Below are 23,925 nucleotides of genomic sequence, written 5' to 3' on the forward strand. Positions count from 1 at the left end.
CGAAACGGACGGACAAAATCTTCGTTCTCGGCGCGAGCTGCGGCCTACTCCCGGTACGCTACGACTTCCGCCAGCAGTTCCGCCGTCCACGGCGGCGTGTCGGGGTCGTCGATCACCGACTCGGCGCTCCGCCACTCGACGGCCGCGACCTCCTCGGGGTCGGCCGCGTGGGCCTCGCCGCCGGCGTAGTCGGCGGTGACGACGACGTTGAGACAGGTCGGGCCGTAGTCGAGTTCGAACGTCGTGCTCGTCACCTGCGCGACATTGTCGATCTCGACGCCGGCCTCCTCGCGCGCCTCGCGTTTCGCGGTCGCGTCGAGCACGTCCGACTCGCCCGGGCCGGCCTCGACTTTCCCGCCGGGGAACCCCAGCTTCCCGGCGAATATTACACAAGTTTTATTCATAGCCCGTGTGTCTCTTGGGTCATATGGCTGATAAGGTGCGTGTCAACTTGACCGTAAACCCGGAGACGAAAGCAGAATGGGACAACGCCGCAGAACAATCAACGGAATACAGCAGTCTGTCGGATCTAATCCGGAAGTCTGTCGCACACGAGCTTTCCGATACTCCAACCGTGGCCCCACGCACAGCAGAAGGCCACGAAACGCAACAGGCGGAGGCTGTTCCGGAGGCTTTTGAGGATGTACCTGACACTCTCGAAAACATCGAAAGCGCCCTTACAGCCTTTGACGAACGGCTAACGGAGATTGAGAAAGAGGTTACGACCACCAAACGGGTTGAGCTGAAAAACAACATCATTGACGCACTACCGGAGATAGACTCACAGGAAGGGCCTACCGGGAAATCGGCAGAAGAAGTGGCAGAAGAAATTAATGAAAGTCCCCACCGTGTTGAGGAGGTTCTGTCACAGATGGGCAATGAGATGGGCATTGTCGAGAGAGTCGAAAATGTCGAAGGCCAGAACTTCTACGCCCATATTGGTAACAATTGATGGACTTTGAACGTATTCTAACGGAGTTTAAAAAACGTCGAACGTCAGATATTGGTGAATCCACCGAAGCAACTGCTGACACGTATATAACCCACGTTCGGACTTGGAAAAGTTGGCTCGCTGAAGAACGAAATAAGACACTCTGGGAAGCTGAAACAACCGATCTCCGGCTGTTTGTCGAAGACTTGATTTTTGACGGTAAGGCTCCGTCTACAGTCAGTCAACGCGTTTCAGCTATTTCCATATTCTATCAAGATTGTAATAGGATCGAAGATAGGTATGATGGTATGCCGGACGTACCAACTAATCCCTATGATGGATTTAACGATCAAGACAGAAAGATGCTTAATGGGGATTCAAAAAAGCAGAAATCTCTCGAAAAGTCGGACGGAGACAAATATCCATACATTGGCCACAAAGAGATTGAAAAATTAATAAATAATGTCCCCGCTCCCCGCTTGCGAAATGAGCTTATCATTCGCTTGTTGTTCGACTGCGGCTTCAGGCGGGGAGAGTTGGCTAACGCGAAGGTCGAACACGTCAATGAAGACGATACTATCAGGATTCCGCCCCGAAAATCGGAAGGCCGTATTGTCGGGTTCCGAGAAGATACTTCTCTACTACTGGACCGTTGGCTAAACCGTGGTGGTCGTGAGAGTATGACTTACGCCCCTGATTCAGACTTTTTGTTCCCGACAAATTATGGAGAGCATATTTCTGGCAATTATCTCAATCGTATGGTGAAAAAAGCAGCTGAAAATGCAGGGATACAGGAAACTGCAGCCATATATTCAAATGGCAGAGAACAGCACAAAATAACCGCACATACCCTAAGACATTCATTTGCGATGGATAAGCTCAAGAAAGTAGATGTGGTCACACTTCAAAAATTGATGGGCCATTCAGAACTTGACACTACTATGATATACGTGAATATGTCTGACGAGGAAGCCAAAGAGAAGTCGAAACGGTTCACGGACTTCTAAAGGGTCAAACCCCCACCTTCTCCCGCCGGAATACCCCCTCCACGGCTTTACTGGGGTAGGCGGCATTACGCAACGTAAGTGCCGCCAAAGAATCAATGTCGGATCTTTAAGAGCTTAGAACTAAGTAGAAGCCTGCTAAAAGATTCTTTGTGTCTGATAGCACAATCGGAATACCCGACGCCGTCACCACGGAATCACTCTCCTACGCAGAAACCGATATGACCCTTCGGGAGATAGCCGGCGATCTACAGGAAGCTCACAGGGAACTTGACCAGTACCGTAGTAGTTCGTTGGTGTTGGCTCAAAACCTGAAGGAACTCCGTATCGACGCCGAGGCTGAAGGGGATTCCGAACTTGTCGAGATTATCCACAAGCTGGAACGGTCGGCTATGGGCATTTTCGAGCGTAGCAAAAAGTAATCCCGGTATTTCGGCGGGGACTCACTCAGAAGATGTTTCGTGAGATCGAAAAACCCCTTCTGCGACAATCTTCGCTTGGTTCATTATCACGACACCCTGTAAAACAGCCAACACTAAGATCCAAAAGAGAACTATCCCCATATTACCCTCTGGGCCATCTAACTGAGAAGAAGCGGCAATAACTGGAATAAAACCGACAAGTGCCATCTTCCCTGCAAGGGCAACTCCATTCCGAATAGCTATTCCCATAAGGTTACTTTTCTCTGCCGTCTGATAAGTATGTTCATTAACAGAACAGCGCGTCTTTTCTCTCTCCCTTCCCTCTCCCCTGTAGTCCCCTTTCCTTTCCTCTCGTCTCAAAGACACGCGCTGTCAAACTCTACTCTCCTATCCTATCCCCTGTAGTCCCCTTTCCTTTCCCTCTCTCTTTTCGAGTAGTTCTCGCTCCCTTCGGTCGTTACGAGAACACAGCAATTATTGTCTACTTAGTGAACACAGCAACGCAAGTTCACACCGGATTAATGTTGTATCTGGGTCCGGAGAGTTTCGGCGCATTGAGGCGGGGTTTCTCTCTCCGTCTATGTGCTAAACACTTTAGAAGAATTATTACCGTCTCTAAGGGCTTCTCCCATACTCGCTCCTCTACTATTCCCCAACAGTCTGAAAATCGGCGGCTTAGGTCAGAATCTCCTATGCTCTCTAAGAGCCGTGAGTAGCCTTAGAATCGCTTTGATTTTGAGACGGCCCCAGCTACTCATAACCCCACGAAGTTTCTCACGGCGACTGTGGGCTACCTTAGAGTGTACATATTTTTAGTACACTCTTTTAGAAGTGGACAATCGGTTAAATCCAGACTATATTTCACCAATCTCTGAGAGAAAGTCACTTATGCCGGCGAACGCGAAACGTCATAATTGTTTCAACCGGCGGGTACTCCCGCTCACTCTCACGTCTGTCCCCCGGACAGCAGAGAACTTTATTCAATTCTTATGTTCTCTATGTTTGGAACCCCAGCATCCCGGGCGCGTGTTCCTCGTCGTCGCTCCGGACGATCACGAGGTACTCCGTCCCGTCTGTCCCCTCGCGGGCGATCACGGGGTCGACGTTGACGACGTACTGTGGTTCGGTCATACGGGAGCGACCGCCGGGGCGCAGTTAGTGGTAGCGGCGTCGGGGATAGAGTTAACCACCCGTTCGACTTTGCGAGCGTATGGCACGCACGGACCGATCGCGGAACATCCCGCACTGGTACGCCCCCGAGGGGGAGACGCTCTCGATCACGGCGGGCGAGGGCGCCCGCGTCACCGACGACGACGGCGCCGAGTACCTCGATTTCGTCGCACAGCTGTACTGCGTGAACGCCGGCCACTCCTGCGAGCCGATCGTCGACGCGATGGCCGAGCAGGCCCGGCAGATCCCGTACGTCTCCTCCTCGAAGACGACGCCGGCACGCGACGAACTGGCGGCGCGGCTGGCTGACCGCGCGCCGGGCGACCTGAACGACGTGTTCTTCTCGATCTCGGGCAGCGAGGCCAACGAGTCGGCGATCCAGATCGCCCGTGAACAGCAGGACGCCTCCAAAGTGCTGACGCGCTGGCGCTCCTACCACGGCTCGACGTACGCCGCCGGCGGCCTCTCCGGCGACCCCGAGACCCGCGCCGTCGTCGAACGCCACGCGGCGACCACCGGCGTCGGGAAGTTCCTGCCGCCGATGGTCCACGACTCCCCCTTCGACGGCGACACGCCCGCGGAGATCGGGCAGCAGGCCGCCGACCACCTGGAGTTCGTGATCAAAAACGAGGGGCCGGACTCGGTCGCGGCCGTGCTCACCGAGCCGATCGCGGGTACCTCCGGCGCCTACCCGGCGCCGCCGGGCTACTTCGAGCGCGTCCGAGAGATCTGTGACGCGTACGACGTGCTCCTGATCGTCGACGAGGTGATCTCGGGGTTCGGCCGCTGTGGCGACTGGTTCGGCATCGGGACCGAGGGCGTCGAGCCGGACATGATCACGTTCGCGAAAGGAGTCACGAGCGCGTACGCGCCGCTGGCGGGCGTGATCGCCCGCGAGGAGATCGGCAGCGGGATCCGCGCGGCGGGCCACCCGCTCGGCCAGACGTTCGCCGGCCACCCCGTGGCCTGCGCCGCGGGCAACGCCGCGATGGACGCCTACGCCGACGGCCTGATCGAGAACTGCCGCGAGCTGGCGCCGTACCTTGAGGAGCGCCTCGGCGACCTCGAAGCCCGCTACGACGAGGTAGCCACCGTCCACGGTCGGGGACTGCTCTGGTCGGTGGTGTTCGCCGACCCGGAGACGGGCGAACCGTTCGTCGACCCGCGGGTCGAGCCCGACGCCGACAACCCCGTCGAGGCGGTGTGCGAGGTGGCACAGGACCACGGCGTGCTGTTCGGCACGGGCCGGCCCGCGACGCAGGTCATCTGCTCGCCGCCGCTGTGTGTCGACCGCGCGGACGTGGACGAAGCCGTCGAGGCGCTGGCGGCGGGGATCGAGGCGGCGTTCTAGGGCAGTCGCTATCCGGCTTATTCGTGGGCTGCATCCCACTCGTCGGGCTTTTTCACGTTGCCGCAGACGTTGCACTCGATCCGGCCCATCGGGTCGACCGCGTTGTCGGTCGTCTCGCAGTTCTGACAGAAAAAGCCCCAGCGCTCCTCGCCGGCCTCGGAGACGTACGCGACGAAGAAGGCCCCCTTCGAGCCCTTCTCGCCGTCGGTCCGGTCGACGTAGACCGTCTCCCCCTCAGCGGTCCGGATGGCCTCCAGTTGCATGGCCGAACGAACGCGCGGCAGGGTCAAGAACGTACGGCTCTACCGCGTCGCTTTCTTCCAGTCGCCGAGCCCGACGCGCTCGCCGTCCAGCTCGCCCGCCGCCAACGCCGTCGCCGCCCAGTGGAACAGCCCGACCACGTCGGCGGGATCGCGCCCCTGCTCGCCCGTGAGGTCGCTCGCGACGACGCCCGGATCGACGACGCCGACGGCCTGGTCGATCTCGGCGGCGAACTGCCGCGCTACCGCCTCGGCGGCGGCTTTCGACACCGCGTAGCCGCCGTACCCCGGCTTCGCGTCCTGTGTGATCGAGCCCGACGGGACGAGCACCCGCGCGTCGTCGGCGAGGTGGGGGAGCGCCTCCTTGATCGCGACGAACACGCCGCGGGCGTTGGTCCGGTACTCGTCGTCGAACGCGGCGTACCCCTCCTCGGCCAGCCGCTGCTCGCCCGGATCGCCGTGGAACACCGCCGCACAGGGGAGCACGAGGTCGATCTCCCCGGTGCCGGCGGCGTCCTCCATCAGGTACTCCACGTCGAACTCGTCGCGGGCGTCGACGCGCATCGTCTCGACGCGGTCGGTGTCCGCGAACTGCCCCTCGTCGCTGTGGACGCCCGCGAACACCGTCGCGCCCTCGTCGGCGAACGCCTCGACCAGTGCCCCGCCGATCGCGCCCCCGGCGCCGGTGACGACGACTGTGGAGTTCTCCATGGTGGCCGGAGGGGCGCCGCCGACTTATCGGTACGCCTCCCGGAGCCGCTCCTACCGGCGTCGGCCGTTTTAAGCCCCACGCGCCCCTGGTGAGCGCATGGACGTTGCTCCGGATCTCGCCTCCCTCGCCGGCCGCGACATCGTCGTGATCGGCGGCGGCGTCGGCGGCCTCTCGACGGCCTGCTACCTCGCCGACGCCGGCGCGGACGTGACGCTGCTCGAACGCAACGAGCAGCTCGGCGGCCGCGCGAGCGTGATGGAACGCGACGGCTTCCGGTTCGACATGGGGCCGTCGTGGTACCTGATGCCCGACGTGTTCGAGCGCTTTTTCGCCCACTTCGATCGGGACGTGAGCGACTACTACGAGCTGAACCGGCTCGACCCCCACTACCGGATCCAGTGGAAAGACGGCGATTCGCTCGACCTCGCGCCCGACGTGGAGACCAACGTCGAACGCTTCGAGCAGTACGAGGACGGCGCCGGCGACGCCCTCCGATCCTACCTCGACGAGTCCGAGTACACCTACGAGGTGGGGATGGAGCACTTCGTCTACGAGGATCGCCCGCGGCTGCGTGACTACCTCGACCCCGAAGTGGGGAAACGGGCACAGGGGCTCGCCCTGCTGGGCTCGATGCAGGACCACGTCGAGGACTACTTCGACCACCCCAAGCTCCAGCAGGTGATGCAGTACACCCTCGTCTTCCTCGGCGGGTCGCCGCACAACACGCCCGCGCTGTACAACCTCATGAGCCACGTCGACTTCGACCTCGGCGTCTACTACCCCGAGGGCGGCCTCGCGGCGGTGATCGACGGGCTCGTCGACCTCGGCGCGGAGCTGGGCGTCGAGTACCGCGCCGGCGCGGACGTCCAGCAGATCCACGGCCAGCGCGGCGGCTTCAAGGTCGACTACGCCGCCGCCGACCCGGCCGAGTTCGCGCCGAGCGACCGCCACGAGGGCTGGCGCGTCGACTCCGGCGGCTACGAACTCGCGGATCTCGTCGTCAGCGACGCCGACTATGCCCACACCGAGCAGGCGCTCCTGCCCGAAAACAAACGCCAGTACAGCGAGGCGTACTGGGACTCCCGAACCTACGCCCCCTCGGCGTTCCTGCTCTACATGGGCGTCGAGGGCGACCTGCCCGAACTGGCCCACCACACGCTCGTCCTCCCCACGGAGTGGGACCAGCACTTCGAGACGATCTTCGACGAGCCCGCATGGCCCGAGGACCCGGCGTACTACCTCTGTGCGCCCTCGAAGACCGACGACTCCGTCGCGCCCGAGGGACACAGCAACCTCTTTGCGCTCGTCCCCATCGCGCCCGGGCTGGACGACGACGAGGAAACGCGGGAAGCCTACCGCGAGACGGTGCTCGACGACATCGCCGAGAACACCGACACCGACCTGCGTGACCGCATCGTCGTCGAGGAGACGTTCTCCGTCTCGGAGTTCGGCGCGCGGTACAACTCCATGCAGGGCTCGGCGCTCGGGCTGGCGCACACGCTCCGGCAGACCGCGCTGCTGCGGCCCTCCCACGCCTCCAGCGAGGTCGACGGGCTGTACTTCACCGGCTCGTACACCACCCCCGGGATCGGCGTCCCGATGTGCCTAATCAGCGGACAGCTGACCGCCGAGGCGATGAGCGACCGCGAAGCCTGATGCTGCGCTACCTGCTGACGCTCTCGCGCCCGCGGTTCTGGCTGTACACCGCCGGGCCCGTCCTCGTCGGCGTCGCCTACGCCGCCGACGCGGTGAGCGACCTGCTCGCGGCGCTGCCGGCCGCCCTCTTCCTCTACTTCCTGCTGCCCGCCAACGTCTATCTCTACGGTGTCAACGACCGCTTCGACCGCGAGATCGACGCCGAGAACCCCAAGAAGGCCGCGGAGGGGAGCCCGGAAGCGCGCTGGCGCGACTCCTCGGAAGTCACGGCCGTCGTCGCGCTCTCGGGGCTCGTCGGGCTCGCGCTGTTCCCGCTCACGCCCCGGGTCGCGTGGCCCTACCTCGCGGGCTTCTTCGCGCTGGCGACGGCCTACAGCGCGCCGCCGCTGCGGTTCAAAGCCCGGCCCCTGTTCGACTCGCTCTCGAACGGGCTGTACCTCCTCCCGGGCGCGGCCGCCTACGCCGCGATCGCAGGAACGCACCCGCCCGCGCCGGCGCTCGTCGGCGGCTGGCTCTGGACGATGGCGATGCACACCTACTCCGCGGTCCCCGACATCGAGCCCGACCGCGCGGCCGGGATCGAGACCACCGCGACCGTGCTCGGCGAGCAGCGGACGTACCTCTACTGCGGGGGCTGCTGGACGCTCGCCGCGGTCGCGTTCGGCCTGCTCGACCCGCGGCTGGGCGCGCTGCTCGGGGTCTATCCGCTGTTCCTGCTCGGCACCGTCGGCACCGGCGTCGACGTGGACCGGGCATACTGGTGGTTCCCGTTCGTCAACGGCGTCGTGGGGATGGTGCTGACCCTCGGCGGGCTGTTCGCGATGCAGGGGTGGATCGCGTGAGCGTCGCCCGATGGCTGCCCGACGACCCCACCGACCGTCGGTCGTGGGAGCTCGCACTAGCGGAGCTGATCCGCGAGCACCGCTTCACCATCGCGGTCGTGTTCCCGGCGGTCGGCGCCGTCTCGCTGATCGCGAGCGCGGAGGGGTGGCTCCCCGAACCGCTGGCGTTCAACCCCCTGTTCGTGCTGGCGGGCGTGGTCGTGATGCGTTCGCCGCTGATCGTCGGCGTGCTCCCGGTCGTCGACCGCCGCGCGGCGCTGGGCGTCGCCGCGCTGGCGGCGTACAGCTACGCCATCGAGATCGTCGGCGTCACGACGGGCTGGCCGTACGGCCAGTTCGAGTACGGCGTCTCGCTCGGCCCGATGCTGGGCGGCGTGCCGGTCGCGCTCCCGGTCTTTTTCCTCCCGCTGGTCGCGAACGCGTACCTGCTCTGTCTGCTCCTGCTGGGGACGCTCGCGGATCGGGCGCTGCCCAGACTGCTCTCGGTGATCGCGCTCGTGCTCGCGATGGACGTGGTGCTCGACCCCGGCGCGGTCGCGCTGGGGTTCTGGACGTACGGCGGCGGCGCCTTCTACGGCGTCCCCCTCTCGAACTACGCGGGCTGGGTGCTCTCGGCGACGGTCGCGGTGGTCGTCTTCGATGCGACGTTCGACCGGACCGCGCTGGGCGCGCGGCTGGAGGCCTGTGAGTTCGCGCTGGACGACATGGTGAGCTTCGTCCTGCTGTGGGGCGGCGTGAACGCCGTCTACGGCAACTGGCTGCCCGTGTTCGTCGCCGCGGTCATCGGCGCGGGGCTGCTCCGGACGGATCGGTTCGACGCGGGGATGGTGCCGTTCGTCGGGAGTTCGGGGCGGTAGCTTGAACAGTCCGCCCGCCGAGCCCACTCCCGAACGCGATGGAGCATCCCCATCCGGAGATCGAACGCGGCGAGCGCTACGAGCAGACCGACATCGAGGCCCTGTTCGACACCGGCTTCGGCTACCGCGTCTCGGGCATCAACGTCCGGAACGACGACGAAGGGGATCGCTACGTGTTGCTGTTCGCTCGCGAAGGCGGGCCCTACGACGACGACGTCTCTGCGAGAACGTTCACCTACGTCGGGGAGGGGCTGCCCGACAAGGGCGACCAGTCGCCGGAGACGCTGGGGAACGCCGCGTTGATCGAGGCCGAATCCGACCCCGTCCCGATCTACTTCTTCTACAAGTCCGGCGACGGGCCGGGCTGGGAGTACCAGGGCCAAGTCGCCGTCGAAGGGCACGAAACGGTGTACGACGAGAGCGGCGAACGCGAGGTGCTGGAGTTCGAGATGCGCCACCTCGACGGCCGGACGAGCGAGGTGGTCGAGAACGACGAAGCTGTCGACACTCCGCCGGCGCCGTTCGACCCCGTCGACACCGCCGGCCGCACGGTCACGCAGACCCGAGCCGGGGTGCGCGTCTCCGAGTCGTTCAAGCAGTCCGTCTACGACCGCTTCGACGGCCGCTGTGCAGTCACGGGGATCGATCACCCGAGCCTGCTCACGGTCTCACACGTCCTCCCGCGAGCCGAGCGACCGGACATCGCCGAGGACCCCCGGAATGCGCTGCTGCTGAACTGGACCCACCACTTCGCGTTCGACGCGGCGCTATGGACGTTCGACGAAGCCGGACGTCTGTGGGTGAACCCCGAGTACGACCCAGCTGACCGCTGGATGACGGAGAGCCTGCGAGACCGTCACGGAGATCGACTCGATCGGCTCCGAGACGCCGGGATCGCCGACGAGTATCTCGCGGATAGAAACGAGTCGCTGAACTGGTGGCCGCCGAGCTAAGGCACCGGCAGCCGCCCGGTCAGTCGGTGGAGTCGGTGACAGTTCTCGTCGGTCGGGATCGCGCTCACGGTGCGGAACACCGCCAGCGGATCCGAGTTTCGCTGCCACGCGATCCGGGTCCGGGCGGCGAGCCAGAGCTTCCGCGGCGTCGACAGCGAGGGCGTCGTCGACACCACGTCGTAGTCGAGCTTCCGGATCAGCCGGTGGTGGTCGGCGTACAGCACCGCCGCGAGCAGCACCGGGAACTGGCAGTCCTCGGGGAGTAGTTCGATGCCGGCGACGCCGTCGCGGTACAGCGCCTCCGCTCGCGAGAGCTCGGCCTGCACCGCGCCCGCGACGTTGCTGTCGAACTCCAGTCGGGCGATCTGCTCGTGACTCGACCCGTGCGCTTCGAGCGTCTCCGCAGGGAGGTAGATCCGGTCGCGTTCGAGCACGTCCTCGCGCACGTCCCGGACGAAGTTGGTGAGCTGGAACGCCTCGCCGAGCGCGGTCGCCGCCGGCAGCGCCGCCTCGGCGTGTTCCGGCGCCATCACGGCGGTCATCATCCGCCCGACCGCGGCCGCGGAGCCGTCCATGTACTCGCGGAGCTCGTCGTAGCTCTCGTAGCGGGCCTTCTCCACGTCGGTCGCCATCGCGTCGACGAACGTGTTCACGTCCGACTCGGGGATGTCGTGTTCCTCGCGGATCTCCGCGAACGCCGCGAGCACGGGGTCGTCGGTCGGCTCCTCGCCCAGCGCCGCGCGGCGGAACGACTCCAGTCGCTCGGCGCGCTCCGCGGGCGCGAGATCGTTGTCGCCGTCGACCACCTCGTCGGCGACGCGGAAGAACGCGTACAGTACGTACGTCGGGTGACGCACCCGTTCCGGGAGGAACCGCGTCGCGACGTAGAACGTTTTGCCCGTCTCCCGGTGGATCTGCTTGCTCCGGGCGAGCTGTCGTTGTTCGACCATGGTGATGCGACGCTCGCCGGGACGGTGTTCGGGAGCGATCGCGTACCGTATCAATTGCCCCGGAGCGGCTTAACTGTGCGGCACGGTGGCACGGAAATCAGTAGAACGTGTCCGCACAGTCGAACACGACCCCGTGCTGCGGGCAGACGTACTCGCAGTGGCGGTGAACCATCGTCTCCCCGCAGTGCGGGCAGGGCCGGCCGGGCGCCGTGGACTCCTCCGTGTCGCTCACGGTCGGGAGTGAGAGCGCCGACGAGAAAGCAGTTACGAGCGATGCCGCCGGAGGAACGCTTTCCCCCGTGGCACACCACAACACGGGTATGTACCGTCCGAGCCGGAGGCAGTCGATCGAGGCCGTGATCGGCGTGCTCGCGGGGGTCGCCGCCGTCGCTGGATCGCTGCTCGTCGCCGGCGACACGCCCGCGTTCGTCGGCGCCGGCGGGGCCGCGGTCGTGCGCGACGCCGCACCCGGGTTCGTCGCGGTCGAAGTCAGAGGCCTCGGGGAGTTCGCGCAGCCGCTGCTGGCGGTCGTCACCGGGCTCCTGCTGCTCGGGGCGTACGCGGCGGCGGCGATCCTCGCCCGGCGGTCCGTCGACGGCGCCGCTGCGGCTGGGGCGACGACGCTGGCGCTCGTCGGCGGGATCACGCTGCTGCTCACGGGCAGCCTCGCGAGCGCGGCCGGTGCGGGCGTCGCGGCGGCGGTTGTCGTACTCGCCGCGTCCCGGCCCCTCGGCTCCGGGCGGACGGCCGTGCGGTCGCCCGGACGCCGCCGCCTGCTGCAGGCCGGCGCCGCCGCGCTCGGGACGCTCGCGGCGGGCGCGGTCCGACTCGGCGGCGCCGGCTCGGGATCGGCGAGCAGCCCCGAGCCGCCGGACCCGGCCGCCCAGTCGCTGCTCTCGGTCGCCGAGGAGCGCTCGCTCCCGCTGCCGGACGCCGACGGGCTGGTCTCGGAGGGGTTCTACACCGTCGACATCGCGACCGTCGATCCGTCGATCTCGGCCGACGACTGGTCGCTCGCCGTCACCGGCGAGGTGCCCGCGGAGCGGTCGTTCACGCTCTCGGAGCTGCAAGCGTTCGACGCCGAGCGACGGTTCGTCACGCTGCGCTGCGTGAGCGACTCGCTGAACGGCGAGAAGATCGACACCGCGCTCTGGGACGGCGTCCCCGTCTCGACGGTGCTCGACGCGGTCGACGCCCCGGAGAGCTGCTGTGTCACGCTCCACGCCGCCGACGACTACTTCGTCTCCTTCCCGCGGTCCGCGCTGGAAGACGGGCTACTCGCGTGGGGGATGAACGGTCGCCCCCTCGCCAGGAGCCACGGCGCGCCCCTCCGGACGCTCGTGCCGGGGCACTGGGGCGAGACGAACGCCAAGTGGCTCACCGAGATCGAGATCCGCGAGGAGCCCGAGGACGGCTACTGGGAGCAGCGCGGCTGGGAGGGGACCGGCGAGGTGAACACGGTCGCCAAGCTCCACAGCACCACCGTCCGCGACGGGACGGCCCGCGTCGGCGGGCACGCCTACGCCGGCACGCGCGGGATCGACGCCGTCGAGGTGTCGACCGACGGCGGCGAAAACTGGACCGACGCGACGCTCTCGGCGCCGCTCCCCGGCGCGGTGCCGCTCGACGCCGACGAGCCCGAGCCCGACGGCGAGGCCGTCGACGCGTGGCGGATGTGGGAACACGAGTACGACGCCGAGGAGCGACACGAGGTGGTGGTCCGGGCGATCGACGGCGACGGCGAGCGGCAAACCCGGGAGCGGGAGGGGGTCCGCCCCTCGGGCGCGACGGGCTGGGTCAGCGAGACGATCCGGCCGTAGTGGAAGAATTGTGATATCTGAACTGTCGTGGGAATTATCCCCACAGAGCGTCGAACGATAGACGATGGATCAGTCCGACCTGTTCGGACTCCTCCTTGATCGGGCTCAGGACAAGATCGCGCTCCTGGACGAGGACGGAACCTTCACCTACGTCAACGCGGCGGCCGAGCGCATCCTCGGCTTCGAGCCCGACGAACTCGTGGGTGTGGACGTCTTCGAGTTCGTCCACCCGGACGACGTCGAGACCGTCCGGGAGGAGTTCTACCGGACGGTTCGGAGCGACAGCCTCCTCGAAGGGACCATCGAGTACCGGTACCGGACCAGCGACGGCGGCTGGGTGTGGCTGGAGAGCCGGATGTCGAACCTCACCGACGAGAAGCTCGACGGCTACGTGGTGAGTTCGCGGGACGTGACCGACCGCGTGGAGGCCGAACGTGAGCGGGCGGAGACCGCCAGCCGGCTGAAGGGGATCGCCGCGGTGTCGGGCGACGTGCTCTGGATGTTCGACGCCGACTGGTCGGAGCTGCTGTTCGTCAACCCCGCCTACGAGGAGATCTTCGGCCGACCGATCGAGGAGGCGTACGACGATCCGAGCGCGTTCCTCGACGCCATCCACCCACAGGACCGGCCGGCGGTCGAGGAGGCGATGGGGCGTGTCGCCGCCGGCCACTCGGTTGAGATGGAGTACCGCGTCAACCCCGACGAGGAGTTCAAGCGCTGGGTGTGGGTCCAGGGCGAGCCGATCACGGAGAACGGCGAGGTCGTGCGCGTCGCCGGGTTCGCACGGGACATCACCGACCGACGGCGTCGGGAGCGACAGCTGGTCGTCATGGACAACCTCCTCAGGCACACGCTCCGGAACGACCTCAACGTCGTGCTCGGGCAGGCAGCCCTGATCGACGACGAGTTCCCCGAGGCGGCGGAGTACACCGAGATCATCCACCGCGTCGGGAACGAGCTCCTCCAGAGCGCCGAGAAGGAGCGCGAGATCATCGACCTGCTCACTGATCAACGGTGGCGCGAACCGTTCGACGTCCGTGAGGCGGTCGTCACGGGCGTCGAGACCGTCCGCGACCGCTACCCCGACAGCGTGATCGAGGTGGGGACGCTGGCGCCGGCAGTCGTCCAAGGCCGGCCGGAGCTGGAGCAGGCCGTCACCGAGCTACTGGAGAACGCCGTCCAGCACTGCGAGGACGCGACCCCGACGGTGACGGTCCGACTTCGGAAGACGGACACCAGCGCCGAGCTCGTCGTCGAGGACGACGGGGAGCCGATCCCCGCGATCGAGGCGGACGTGCTCACCGGCGACTACGACGAGATGACGAACGTCTACCACAGCAGCGGGCTGGGGTTCTGGCTCGTCTACTTGGCCGTGGAGCTCTCCAACGGGGAGATCCACGTCGACGCGCCGGCGACGTATGGCAACCGGATCACCGTGTCGCTGCCGCTGGCGGAAGACGGCGAAGCGTAAAAACGTCGACGGCTCGCTAGCTTAGCACTCGCTCCAGCCGCAGGACTCGCAGGTCTTGCAGCCTTCGGAGTAGTAGAGGCTCATCGAGCCGCAGTCGGGACACTCCGGGCTCTCGCCCGACGCGATCAGCTCGCTCGTGGCGTCGTCCTCGGTGGCGGCCTCGGCGGCGCCCGCAGCGTCGTCGATATCGACGTTCGTCGGCTCGCTCGGCGGCTGGGTCGTCGCCCCACCGTCAGTCGAGGGCTCGGCAGCCTCCTCGTCGAGCTGGTCGATCGTCTGCTGCTGGGGGATCCCCTTGTCGATCTCGCCGTCGAGGTAGCGCCGCATCGCCGTTCCGATGGCGTCGGGGATCGACTGGATCTGCTCGCCCTTGTCCCACGCGACCTTCGGGCTGCGGATGCCCTGCAGCTCGCTGGCGACCTCCTCGGGGTCGACGCCCGAGCGGAGCGAGGTGGAGATCGTCTTCGCCAGCGCCTCGGTGAAGGAGGCGGTGAAGCCGCCGGAGTTGCCGATGTTCGCGAACAGCTCGAACGGCTCGCCGGTCTGGGGGTCCTCGTTGATGTTGACGTACAGCTTCCCGTAGCCGGTGTCGATGCGCTGGGTGACGCCGTGGAGCACGTCCGGGCGCGGGCGCTTGCGGCCCAGCGGCGTGTCCTCGCCGTCGGCGTCGGCCAGGATCTGCTCGACCTGCGTGTCGAGGGCGGCCTGCACGTCCTCGTTCTCAAGGAACCCTTCGAGCCCGCCGAACACCTCGGTGATCTGCTCGACGAGCGCCTCGGCGGCCTCGTCCTCGTCGGCGAACTCGGTGTTGTCGGCGCGGGTGGTGAGCACCTGCTTGCTGCGGGTGCCGTCGCGGTAGTAGGTGACGCCCTTGCCGCCGTTGTCGTACACGTACTCGAACGCCTCCTTGGCGTCCGCGAGGCTGGCGTCGTTGGGCGCGTTGACCGTCTTCGAGATGGCGGAGTCGACGCCCTCCTGGGCCGCACACTGGATCGAGGCGTGCTGCTTGGCGCTCAGGTCGCCGGTGACCACGAACAGTTCGCCCAGCGCGTCCGGGACCGTCTCCAGCCCCTCGACGCCGTCGAACTCGTTGTTGGCCATCTGCTCCTGAGCCTCCTCCTTGACCGCCTGCACGTCGAGGTCGTTGTCCTCCAGCGCGCGGAGGAAGTAGTCGTCGAACTCGACGAGCATCTCGTCGCCCTGCACGTCGCCGGAGACGTTCTTGTAGTAGGCGACGTTGTAGATCGGCTCACAGCCGCCGGTCGTGTTGCCGATCATCGACGTGGTGCCCGTCGGCGCGATCGTCGTCGTGTTGTGGTTGCGCAGCGGGTAGCCCTCGGCCCACTCCTCGGGGTCCTCGCCGGTGTGGTGCTCGAACCACTCGGGGTAGGACGTGGGGTCGGCGAACTTCGAGTCCTCCCAGTCGGCGAAGGTGCCGCGCTCCTGAGCCAGCTCGTGGCTGGCGTCCTTCGACCCGTGGTTGATGTGGGTCATGAGCTGGCGGGCGATCTCGTCGGCGTCGTCGGTGCCGTAGCGCACGCCGAGCTGGATGTACAGCTGGGCCAGCCCCATGACGCCGAGGCCGATCTTGCGCATCTGTCGGACCTTCTGCTCGATCTCGTCGACCGGGAAGTCCGACATCGTGACCACGTTCTCGAGGAAGCGCGTGCCGTACGCGATGCGGTGGTCGAAGTCCTCCCAGTTCATCGCCTCGTCGAGGAACGCCGAGACGGCTTCCTCGTGGGAGTCGTACTCGTCGGCGTGCTCGTCGGCCCAGACACGCCAGTCGGGCGCGTCCTGTGCCGCGAGCGTGGAGAGGTTGATGTGGCCGAGGTTACAGGCCTCGTACTCCTCCAGCGGCTGCTCGCCGCAGGGGTTCGTCGCGAGGATGCGGTGGTCGGGGTGCTCCTCCACGTCGAAGGAGTGGCGCTTGTTGACGCGTTCGAGGTAGATCACGCCCGGCTCGCCGTTCTCGTGGGCGCCCTCGATGAGCTGGTCCCAGAGCTTCTCGGCGGGCACCGAGAGCTCCTCGCCGACCTCGACGTGCTCGCCGAGCCCGAACATGTCGTAGAGCTCCTTCGTCTCCGGCGTCGCGATGTGGGGCTCTTCCGTCCGGGGGTTGGTGAACGTGAACTCCTCGCCCTTTTTCAGCGCCTCCATGAAGTCGTCGGTGACGCCGACGGAGATGTTGAAGTTCGAGAGGTGGCCCTCGACGGCGTTGCGCAGGTGTTCGGGCACGCGGCCCTCGTCGTCGATCAGGTCGCGAGCCTCCTCCAGCGCGTCCGCGAAGGAGTTGTGCGTGAAGTCGTCGGGGTCGTTGAGACGGAGCGTGTTCGCGAGGCTCACGTCCTTGTTCTTCGCGTGGATGAACTGGATCACGTCCGGGTGCGAGACGCGCATCACGCCCATCTGGGCGCCGCGGCGGGCGCCGCCCTGGGCGATCGTCTCACACATCTGGTCGAACGTCCGCATGAACGTGATCGGGCCGGAGGCGATCCCGCCGGTCGAGCCCACGGAGTCGCCGTACGGGCGGAGCTTCCAGAACGCGTACCCCATGCCGCCGCCGGACTGGAACACCTCGGCGGCCTCCTTGGCCGTCTGGTGGATGTCGGTGATGTCGTCAGCAGGAGAGTCGACGAAACAGGCAGAGAGCTGCTGCAGCTCGTCGCCGGCGTTCATCAGCGTCGGCGAGTTCGGCATGAAGGAGAGATCCGTCATCAGCGTCTCGAACTCCTCGCGGGTCTCGCGGACGGCCGCCGCGATCTCCTCGTCGAGTTCGGGGACGACGGTGTCGTAGGCGAACTTGTTGACGTTGTGCTCGTTCAGCGTCGTCTCCGTGTCGGTCTCGGCGTCGACGCCCGCACCGAACACGTCCTCGGCGAGCTCGTCGCGCCGCGGGTGGTCGGGCTTGAGCTGTTCGGGCGTGACCGTCACCTCGACGCCCTGGCGCTCGGCCTCGTAGACCGCCTCGGCCAGCGCGATGTTCTTGGCGACGCGGGCGAACAGCTCCTCCTGGTCCTCGACGACCTCGCCGTCGGCGTTCTTCCGGAGGTACCGCGCGGGGAGGATGTTCTGGTAGGCGTTCTCGGTGAGGCGGTCCTCCAGCGTCTCGCCGTCGGTACGCTTGATCGGGAGCGTCAGCTCGTCGGCGCCGAGATCGGGCGAACTCACTGTGCACTCACCCCGTGTGGGCGGATGCGGTTCTCGTCGGGAGTGGGTAGATCGAACATCTGTAGCGGAGAAGTCCTATTCCGTGGACCCGCATTAACCGTTTGGTTCCCGGTACGGTTGCAGTAGTACAAATTCGGTTGTACTGTCTGGTGGCTGTTGCTGGTCATGGTGTGAGGCGTGTGGCCGCCGTCGCGGCACTCGTGTAGGGGTAGGGAAGCGGTCGGTATAACCCTGACCGAACCACGGCGGAAGTGAAACGCGTCCGACGAGACCGCGGTTACTTCGCCGGGTTTTCTACTCGAAGGAAGGGGGTGTTCGTGGGTCACAGCGCCGGTCCGGCGCCCCCGGCCGGCACCGTTTAGGGTCGCCGACCGAAACCTCGGTTCATGTACGACGACGTGCTACTCCCCGTCGCGCTCGGGGAAGCCGAGGACGACCCGGCGGTCGGCCGGGCGGTCGATCTCGCCGCGCAGTACGACGCCACGCTCCACCTCGTGAGTGCGATCGATCCCGCGGTGTTCGATCCGATGACCGTCGAGACCGAGCAGCTCCACGAGGCGCTGGAGGAGGAGGCCGAGGCGGCGGTGGAGACGGCCGCCGAGCGCGCCGAGGAGCGCGGGCTGGACGTGGAGAGCCGGGTCGGTCGCGGCCCAGCGGCGAGCGTGATCGTCGACGCCGCCGAGGCGGTCGACGTGGTGGTGATGGCGACCCACGGCCGCGAAGGGCTGCAACACGCGCTGCTGGGCAGCGTCACCGAGAAGGTCGTCCGGCACTCCCCCGCACCGGTACTGACGGTGCCGCGGTAGATGCGGGCGTTCAGGCTGGCCTACGACGGCCGGGAGTTCTACGGCTTCCAGCGCCAGCCCGACGTGCAGACCGTCGAGGGGACGCTCCTCCGAACACTGGTCGAGGCCGGGATCGTCGACGAGGGGGAGACGCCGCCGAGGTACGCCGCCGCGGGCCGGACCGACGCCGGCGTCTCCGCGGTCGCCCAGACGGTCGCGTTCGAGGCGCCGGACTGGTGTACGCCCGCCGCGCTCAACGGCCGGCTCCCGGGGTCGATCCGGGCGTGGGCCGCCGCGGACGTGCCAGACGGCTTCCACGCGACACACGCCGCGAGCGAGCGGCGCTACACGTACCACCTCCACGCCCCCGACGCGGACGACCGGGCCGCGCGCGAGGCCGCCGAGCGGCTCGCCGGCGAGCACGACTTCCACAACCTCACCAGCGACGAGAGCGGGACCGTCCGGGACGTTTCGGTCCGGCTCGAACGCGACGGGGAGTTCCTCGTCGTCAGGGTCTCCGCGGGCGGCTTCCCACGGGGGTTCGTCAGGCGGCTGGTCGGCGTGCTCGCGGAGGTGGCCGTCGACGGGCAGCCGCTTTCCCGAGTGGCCGAGGTGCTGAGCGAGGAGTCGCTACAGGGCGGCCGCGGCGTCCCGCGGACGGCGGCCGAGCCGCTGGTGCTGACTGGCGTCACCTACCCGGACGTGACGTTCTCGGTCGACGAGGAAGCGCTCGAGAGCGCCCGCGGCGTGTTCGGCCAGCGGCGCGTGGGCGCGCTGGAGCGCGTTCGCGTGACGGAGACGGTACTGGACGGGCTGGGGGAGTAGGTCGGCGGTCGAGAGTCGCGGCGTGGCCGCGGTCGCGCACCGGGCTCAGCGTTGTGCGGCGTTGCTTACTGCGTCGATCTGGTGTCACAACAACCACGGCATGGCGCTCCGCGGTCGCGCGACGGAGCGCACGGCCGGTCGCGCGCCGTGGTTGGTCACTCCCACCCCTCGGGCCACAGCGACGCCGCCTTCATCCCCGTCTCGAACTCCAGTTCCCGGAACGCCTCGGCGAGCTCCTCCTGGTCCAGCCGGTCGGCGTCCGTCGACGCCAGCTCGTCGACCAGCAGCGCGGTCAGGACGCCGTGCTCCCGGATGTTCCGCCCGTCGGCCTTGTCCCGCGTATCGGCGTGGGTGTGCCCCCAGCCGCGCCCGCGCTCGCCGCTGTCGCTGTGCAGTTGGACCGACGGCACGCCCGCACGGACGAACGGCCACTGGTCGCTGAACGGGTGCGGGTCGGACTCCACCTCGATCGGGTGGTTCGCCCGCTCGCTCACGCGCTCGACCGCCTCGCCCGTCGACTCGGAGGTGTGTGTCAGCGCGACCAGATCGCGGAACCGCCCGCCGCCGTCGACGTTCACCACCGCCGCCACGTCGTCGTGGTCGACCGACTCCGCGAGGTGTTCGGCGCCGAGCAGCCCGACCTCCTCGCAGCCGACGGCGACGACGCGGACGCCGCGGTCCAGTCCGTTCTCGGCCTCGCTGAGCACGCGGGCGGCGGTGAGCACCGTCGCGACGCCGCAGCCGTTGTCCAGCGCGCCCTCCGCGATGTCGTGGCCGTCGTAGTGGGCCAGCAGGAGGAGTTCGTCGTCGGTGTCGGGGCCGAGGCGCCCCTGAACGTTCTGGCTCCGCCCCGTCGTCGTCTCGGCGTCGACGGTGAGGCGGACCCGAACGTCGTCCTCGGCGAACTCGGTGAGCCACGCGCCGGTCTCCTTGCTCACGCCGACGGCGGGCGCCTCGGCCTCGCGGCCGAACGTGAGCGAGCCCGTCGGGGGAAGCTGGCCGGGCACGTGGTTGACGAACACGAACGCCGCCGCACCCTGCCCGATCGCGTAGCCGAACTTCTCCATCCGGTGGATGAACCGCCCGCCCTCGGGCGTCGTCGTCGAGGCGACGACGATCTTCCCCTCGACGTCGAGCTCGTCGATCTCCTCGGGCGTGCCGTAGCCCGCGTCGACCAGTTCGCCCTCGACCTCCCCTGCCGGGGAGTACGGCAGCGCGATCGTCTCGAACTCCCGCTCGACCGGCGATCGAACGCGGAGCGAGGAGTCCCCGCGCTGCCAGGCCTGCATCTCGAAGGGGTCCTGCTCGACCTCGCGGACGCCCGCGTCGCGGAACGCGTCGGCGACGATATCGGCGGCCCGGGCCTCCCCCTCGCTTCCGCCCATCCGGCTTCCGATCGCGGTGAGGTCGGTGAGGAACTCGCCCGGTCGGTCGTCGATCCAGGTTCGGCCGATCGCGGCGTCGAATCCGTCCATGCCCCGGCGTGTGGGAGGGCGGCCCAAAGACGTTCCGGGCGAGTGTGGCGGCGGACGGAAAACACGGCAAAACCGGCCGCCTCGTCGGGTGAAGTGGGAAGACTTACCACCGGATTCGACACTACAGTATCACGATGAGCACCGTCCCCGAACGCGAGGACATCGACGAGGAGTACCAGTGGGATCTGGAATCGATCTTCCCGGACGAGCAGGCGTGGCAGGAAGCCTACGACGACGTGGAGGCACGCGTCGACGACCTGCGGGCGTACGAGGGTCGCGCGACCGAGAGCGCCGAGACGCTGGCCGAACTGCTCGAACAGTACGAGGCCGTGATGCGCGACGTGTCGAAAGTCGCCGCCTACGCCCGCCTGCGCTCCGCCGAGGACACGCGGAACCAGGAGTACCAGGCGCTCGCCGCCAAGGCCGAGTCGCTGCAGTCCGACGCCTCCAGCGCGACCAGCTTCCTCGAGCCCGAACTTCAGGAGCTCGACTGGGACGAGGTCGAGGAACTGATGGCCGAAGAGCCCGCGCTCGAGGAGTACGAACACTTCTTCGACGACGCGCTGCGGATGAAACCCCACACGCGCTCCTCCGAAGTGGAGGAACTCCTCGCGGACCTCTCCGAGGTCACGGGGGCGCCGTCGGACATCTACGGGATGCTCTCGAACGCCGACCTCACGTTCCCCACCGTCGAGAAGCCCGACGGCGAGGAGGTGGAGATCACCCAGAGCAACTTCACGAAGCTCCAGAAACACGAGAACCGCGAGTTCCGCCGTGAGGTGTACGAGCAGTACTACGAGACCTGGGACGACTACCGCAACACGGTCGGAACCGCGCTCCAGAACAGCACGAAGAAGGACGTGAAGCTGGCCCGAGCGCGGAACTACGACACCGCCCGCGAGGCCGCCCTCGACGGCACGAACGTGCCGACTGAGGTGTACGACACGCTCGTCGACACGGTCCACGACAACCTCGACTACCTCCAGCGCCACGCCGACCTCAAGCGACAGGCCCAGGGCGTCGACGAACTCGGCATGCACGACCTCTACACCTCGCTCACCGGCGAGGAGGGGCCGGAGATCACCTACGAGCAGGCCAAGGAGTGGGTCGTCGAGGCCGTCGCGCCGCTCGGCGACGAGTACCAGGCCCGGATGGAGCAGGGGCTGGAGAGCCGCTGGGTCGACGTGTACGAGAACCGCGGGAAGCGCTCGGGCGCGTTCTCCTCGGGGACGTACGACACCCAGCCGTTCATCCTGATGAACTTCCAGGACGACGTGAACTCGATGTACACGCTGGCCCACGAGCTCGGCCACTCGATGCACTCCGAGTTGGCCAGCGAAGCCCAGCCGTGGCAGTACTCCAGCTACGAGATCTTCGTCGCCGAGGTCGCGAGCACGGTCAACGAGACGCTGCTGACCCACTACCTGCTCGAGAACGTCGACGACGACGAGATCCGCGCCCACGCGCTGGACCAGTACCTCGAACGGTTCCGCTCGACGCTGTACCGCCAGACGATGTTCGCGGACTTCGAGCAGCGCATCCACGAGCGCGCCGAGAACGGCCAGCCGCTCACCCCCGACGCGTTCGACGAGATCTACGGCGACCTGAAGGGGACGTTCTACGCCAACGCCGACGTGGACGACCTGATCGCCAAGGAGTGGATGCGCATCCCCCACTTCTACTACAACTTCTACGTCTACCAGTACTCGACCGGGATCTCCGCGGCGGTCGCGATCGTCGAGAAGATCCGCGAGGAGGGCGAGCCCGCGGCCGCGGACTACCGCGCCGCGCTCGAAGCCGGCGGCAGCGAGTACCCCATCGACGTGCTCGACATCGCGGGCATCGACATGACCAGCGCCGACCCCATCGAGTCCGCGCTGTCGGTGTACGGCGACCGGCTCGAGGACGCGGCCGACCTGCTCGACCTGAACTGACGCGACGCCCGCTTTCGCGTTCCGACCGACGTACGCGGTTGGCGGCTGGAGCGAGCGATTCCCCGACCCAAAGGCACATTTACGCCTACCCCTTAACCGAACCAGAGAGATGTCACGCAGCCCGTCCCTTCCCGACCGCCCCCGCTTGGACCTGGACCCCGAGATGTCACAGGCCGAGCGCCTGGAGGCGATCCGGGAACACTTCGAGCGGCTCGTTCAGGTCAACGAGGAGCTGAACGAGCGCCTCCAGGACGCCGAGGGGCGCAAGGAGGAGCTCCGCGACGAGGTCGACCAGCTCAAGCGCCGCAACGAGACGCTCAAGACGTCGTCGCTGTATCTGGCGACCGTCGAAGAGCTGACCGACGACGGCGTCGTCATCAAACAGCACGGCAACAATCAGGAGGTGCTGACCGAGCTCTCCCCCGCGCTGAAGGGAGAGGTCGAGGCGGGCGACCGCGTTGCGATCGACGACTCCTTCTCCGTCCAGGAGCTGCTCGACGACGAGACCGACGCCCGCGCACAGGCGATGGAGGTCGAGGCGTCGCCGGAGGTCACCTACGCCGACATCGGCGGCATCGACGACCAGATCCGCGAGGTGCGCGAGGCCGTCGAGGACCCCCTGATCAACGCCGAGACGTTCCGCGAGGTCGGCGTCGAGCCCCCGAGCGGCGTGCTGCTCCACGGCCCGCCCGGGACGGGGAAGACGATGCTCGCGAAGGCCGTCGCGAACGAGACCGACGCGACGTTCATCAAGATGGCCGGCTCCGAGCTGGTCCGGAAGTTCATCGGCGAGGGCGCTCGCCTCGTCCGTGACCTGTTCGAGCTCGCGAGCGAGCGCGAGCCCGCCGTCATCTTCATCGACGAGATCGACGCCGTCGCGACGACGCGGACGGACTCGAAGACCTCCGGCGACGCCGAGGTCCAGCGCACGATGATGCAGCTGCTCTCGGAGATGGACGGGTTCGACGACCGCGGCGAGGTGCGCATCATGGCCGCGACCAACCGCTTCGACATGCTCGACGAGGCGATCCTCCGGCCCGGCCGCTTCGACCGCCTCATCGAAGTGCCCAAGCCCGACGTGGAAGGGCGCAAGCGCATCCTCGAGATCCACGCGAGCGAGCTCAACCTCGGCGACGACGTGGACTTCGACGAGCTCGCCGAGGCGCTGGAGGGGTACTCCGGCGCCGACATCGCCGCCCTCACGACCGAGGCCGGGATGTTCGCGATCCGCGACGGCCGCGAGGAGGTCCGGACGACCGACTTCGAGGACGCCCACGAGAAGATCGAGGAGACCTCGGAGGAGGCGCCGACGACCGGCCCGGTCGCGTTCCAGTAA

Annotated in this window: 23 protein-coding genes; 14 read left to right on the top strand and 9 right to left on the bottom strand. The window is 66.8% G+C overall.

Going from position 1 to position 23,925, the window contains the following annotated elements:
• Window positions 1-44: 44 nt before the first annotated feature.
• Window positions 45-404, bottom strand: a complete 360-nt coding sequence (locus tag ACQUSM_RS09350) for an NUDIX hydrolase (protein ID WP_435118012.1) — start codon at window positions 402-404, stop codon at window positions 45-47.
• A gap of 23 nt (window positions 405-427) precedes the next feature.
• On the opposite strand from ACQUSM_RS09350, the gene ACQUSM_RS09355 reads away from it, so the two are divergent.
• From ACQUSM_RS09355 to ACQUSM_RS09365, 3 genes are all read left to right on the top strand, one after another.
• On the top strand, window positions 428-952 hold the full coding sequence (locus ACQUSM_RS09355) for a hypothetical protein (protein ID WP_435118013.1): 525 nt from the start codon (window positions 428-430) through the stop codon (window positions 950-952).
• Entirely contained in the window at window positions 952-1,938 is a 987-nt protein-coding gene (locus ACQUSM_RS09360) for a tyrosine-type recombinase/integrase (RefSeq protein WP_435118014.1), read from the top strand. Before ACQUSM_RS09355 ends, ACQUSM_RS09360 begins: the two co-directional genes overlap by 1 nt.
• A 149-nt stretch (window positions 1,939-2,087) precedes the next feature.
• Entirely contained in the window at window positions 2,088-2,357 is a 270-nt protein-coding gene (locus ACQUSM_RS09365; protein ID WP_435118015.1) for a hypothetical protein, read from the top strand.
• A gap of 21 nt (window positions 2,358-2,378) precedes the next feature.
• On the opposite strand, the gene ACQUSM_RS09370 is transcribed toward ACQUSM_RS09365, so the two are convergent.
• Complete coding sequence (locus ACQUSM_RS09370) at window positions 2,379-2,723, bottom strand: hypothetical protein (protein WP_435118016.1); 345 nt, start codon at window positions 2,721-2,723, stop codon at window positions 2,379-2,381.
• A gap of 630 nt (window positions 2,724-3,353) precedes the next feature.
• Window positions 3,354-3,488 carry a hypothetical protein gene (locus ACQUSM_RS09375; RefSeq protein WP_435118018.1) on the bottom strand — a complete coding sequence of 45 codons (135 nt, stop codon included), beginning with the start codon at window positions 3,486-3,488 and terminating at the stop codon, window positions 3,354-3,356.
• Window positions 3,489-3,567: 79 nt separating this feature from the next.
• On the opposite strand from ACQUSM_RS09375, the gene ACQUSM_RS09380 reads away from it, so the two are divergent.
• A complete protein-coding gene (locus ACQUSM_RS09380) occupies window positions 3,568-4,878 on the top strand; it encodes an aspartate aminotransferase family protein (RefSeq protein WP_435118019.1) in 1,311 nt (436 codons plus the stop codon).
• A gap of 17 nt (window positions 4,879-4,895) precedes the next feature.
• Here the strand turns inward: ACQUSM_RS09380 and ACQUSM_RS09385 are convergent, their stop codons facing one another.
• The gene (locus ACQUSM_RS09385; protein ID WP_435118020.1) at window positions 4,896-5,141 is read right to left on the bottom strand and encodes a DUF5816 domain-containing protein; all 246 of its coding nucleotides are present in this window, start codon (window positions 5,139-5,141) and stop codon (window positions 4,896-4,898) included.
• 39 nt (window positions 5,142-5,180) lie between these two features.
• On the bottom strand, window positions 5,181-5,849 hold the full coding sequence (locus tag ACQUSM_RS09390) for an SDR family oxidoreductase (RefSeq protein WP_435118021.1): 669 nt from the start codon (window positions 5,847-5,849) through the stop codon (window positions 5,181-5,183).
• 97 nt (window positions 5,850-5,946) lie between these two features.
• Here ACQUSM_RS09390 and ACQUSM_RS09395 point away from each other — a divergent pair, with 97 nt between their 5' ends.
• Genes ACQUSM_RS09395 through ACQUSM_RS09410 form a run of 4 tightly spaced genes read left to right on the top strand, consistent with a single transcriptional unit; the run spans window position 5,947 to window position 10,158 of the window.
• Window positions 5,947-7,506, top strand: a complete 1,560-nt coding sequence (locus ACQUSM_RS09395) for a phytoene desaturase family protein (RefSeq protein WP_435118023.1) — start codon at window positions 5,947-5,949, stop codon at window positions 7,504-7,506.
• Window positions 7,506-8,348, top strand: coding sequence for a prenyltransferase (locus ACQUSM_RS09400; protein WP_435118024.1), 843 nt, complete (start codon window positions 7,506-7,508; stop codon window positions 8,346-8,348). Before ACQUSM_RS09395 ends, ACQUSM_RS09400 begins: the two co-directional genes overlap by 1 nt.
• Complete coding sequence (gene cruF, locus ACQUSM_RS09405) at window positions 8,345-9,205, top strand: bisanhydrobacterioruberin hydratase (RefSeq protein WP_435118025.1); 861 nt, start codon at window positions 8,345-8,347, stop codon at window positions 9,203-9,205. Before ACQUSM_RS09400 ends, cruF begins: the two co-directional genes overlap by 4 nt.
• Window positions 9,206-9,243: 38 nt before the next feature.
• Window positions 9,244-10,158, top strand: coding sequence for an HNH endonuclease (locus ACQUSM_RS09410; RefSeq protein WP_435118026.1), 915 nt, complete (start codon window positions 9,244-9,246; stop codon window positions 10,156-10,158).
• Here ACQUSM_RS09410 and ACQUSM_RS09415 read toward each other — a convergent pair.
• Together ACQUSM_RS09415 and ACQUSM_RS09420 are read right to left on the bottom strand one after the other, a co-directional pair.
• On the bottom strand, window positions 10,155-11,108 hold the full coding sequence (locus ACQUSM_RS09415; RefSeq protein WP_435118027.1) for a phytoene/squalene synthase family protein: 954 nt from the start codon (window positions 11,106-11,108) through the stop codon (window positions 10,155-10,157). The genes ACQUSM_RS09410 and ACQUSM_RS09415 overlap by 4 nt on opposite strands.
• Window positions 11,109-11,205: 97 nt before the next feature.
• On the bottom strand, window positions 11,206-11,340 hold the full coding sequence (locus tag ACQUSM_RS09420; RefSeq protein WP_379732852.1) for an HVO_2523 family zinc finger protein: 135 nt from the start codon (window positions 11,338-11,340) through the stop codon (window positions 11,206-11,208).
• Window positions 11,341-11,428: 88 nt separating this feature from the next.
• Between ACQUSM_RS09420 and ACQUSM_RS09425 the strand changes: the two genes are divergently transcribed.
• Together ACQUSM_RS09425 and ACQUSM_RS09430 are read left to right on the top strand one after the other, a co-directional pair.
• The gene (locus ACQUSM_RS09425; RefSeq protein WP_435118028.1) at window positions 11,429-12,928 is read left to right on the top strand and encodes a molybdopterin-dependent oxidoreductase; all 1,500 of its coding nucleotides are present in this window, start codon (window positions 11,429-11,431) and stop codon (window positions 12,926-12,928) included.
• 64 nt (window positions 12,929-12,992) lie between these two features.
• On the top strand, window positions 12,993-14,399 hold the full coding sequence (locus ACQUSM_RS09430) for a PAS domain-containing sensor histidine kinase (protein WP_435118029.1): 1,407 nt from the start codon (window positions 12,993-12,995) through the stop codon (window positions 14,397-14,399).
• A gap of 21 nt (window positions 14,400-14,420) precedes the next feature.
• Here ACQUSM_RS09430 and ACQUSM_RS09435 read toward each other — a convergent pair whose 3' ends face one another.
• On the bottom strand, window positions 14,421-17,570 hold the full coding sequence (locus ACQUSM_RS09435; RefSeq protein ID WP_435118030.1) for an adenosylcobalamin-dependent ribonucleoside-diphosphate reductase: 3,150 nt from the start codon (window positions 17,568-17,570) through the stop codon (window positions 14,421-14,423).
• Between the two features lie 386 nt (window positions 17,571-17,956).
• Here ACQUSM_RS09435 and ACQUSM_RS09440 point away from each other — a divergent pair, with 386 nt between their 5' ends.
• A complete protein-coding gene (locus ACQUSM_RS09440) occupies window positions 17,957-18,376 on the top strand; it encodes a universal stress protein (RefSeq protein WP_435118031.1) in 420 nt (139 codons plus the stop codon).
• A complete protein-coding gene (gene truA / locus ACQUSM_RS09445) occupies window positions 18,377-19,180 on the top strand; it encodes a tRNA pseudouridine(38-40) synthase TruA (RefSeq protein ID WP_435118032.1) in 804 nt (267 codons plus the stop codon).
• 155 nt (window positions 19,181-19,335) lie between these two features.
• On the opposite strand, the gene ACQUSM_RS09450 is transcribed toward truA, so the two are convergent.
• On the bottom strand, window positions 19,336-20,655 hold the full coding sequence (locus ACQUSM_RS09450; RefSeq protein ID WP_435118033.1) for a M28 family peptidase: 1,320 nt from the start codon (window positions 20,653-20,655) through the stop codon (window positions 19,336-19,338).
• 134 nt (window positions 20,656-20,789) lie between these two features.
• Between ACQUSM_RS09450 and pepF the strand changes: the two genes are divergently transcribed.
• Both pepF and pan2 read left to right on the top strand, forming a co-directional pair.
• Window positions 20,790-22,589 carry an oligoendopeptidase F gene (pepF, locus tag ACQUSM_RS09455; RefSeq protein WP_435118034.1) on the top strand — a complete coding sequence of 600 codons (1,800 nt, stop codon included), beginning with the start codon at window positions 20,790-20,792 and terminating at the stop codon, window positions 22,587-22,589.
• Between the two features lie 109 nt (window positions 22,590-22,698).
• The gene (pan2, locus tag ACQUSM_RS09460) at window positions 22,699-23,925 is read left to right on the top strand and encodes a proteasome-activating nucleotidase Pan2 (RefSeq protein WP_435118035.1); all 1,227 of its coding nucleotides are present in this window, start codon (window positions 22,699-22,701) and stop codon (window positions 23,923-23,925) included.

The sequence above is a fragment of the Halolamina sp. C58 genome (assembly GCF_051195095.1).
In the GTDB taxonomy this organism is placed as follows: domain Archaea; phylum Halobacteriota; class Halobacteria; order Halobacteriales; family Haloferacaceae; genus Halolamina.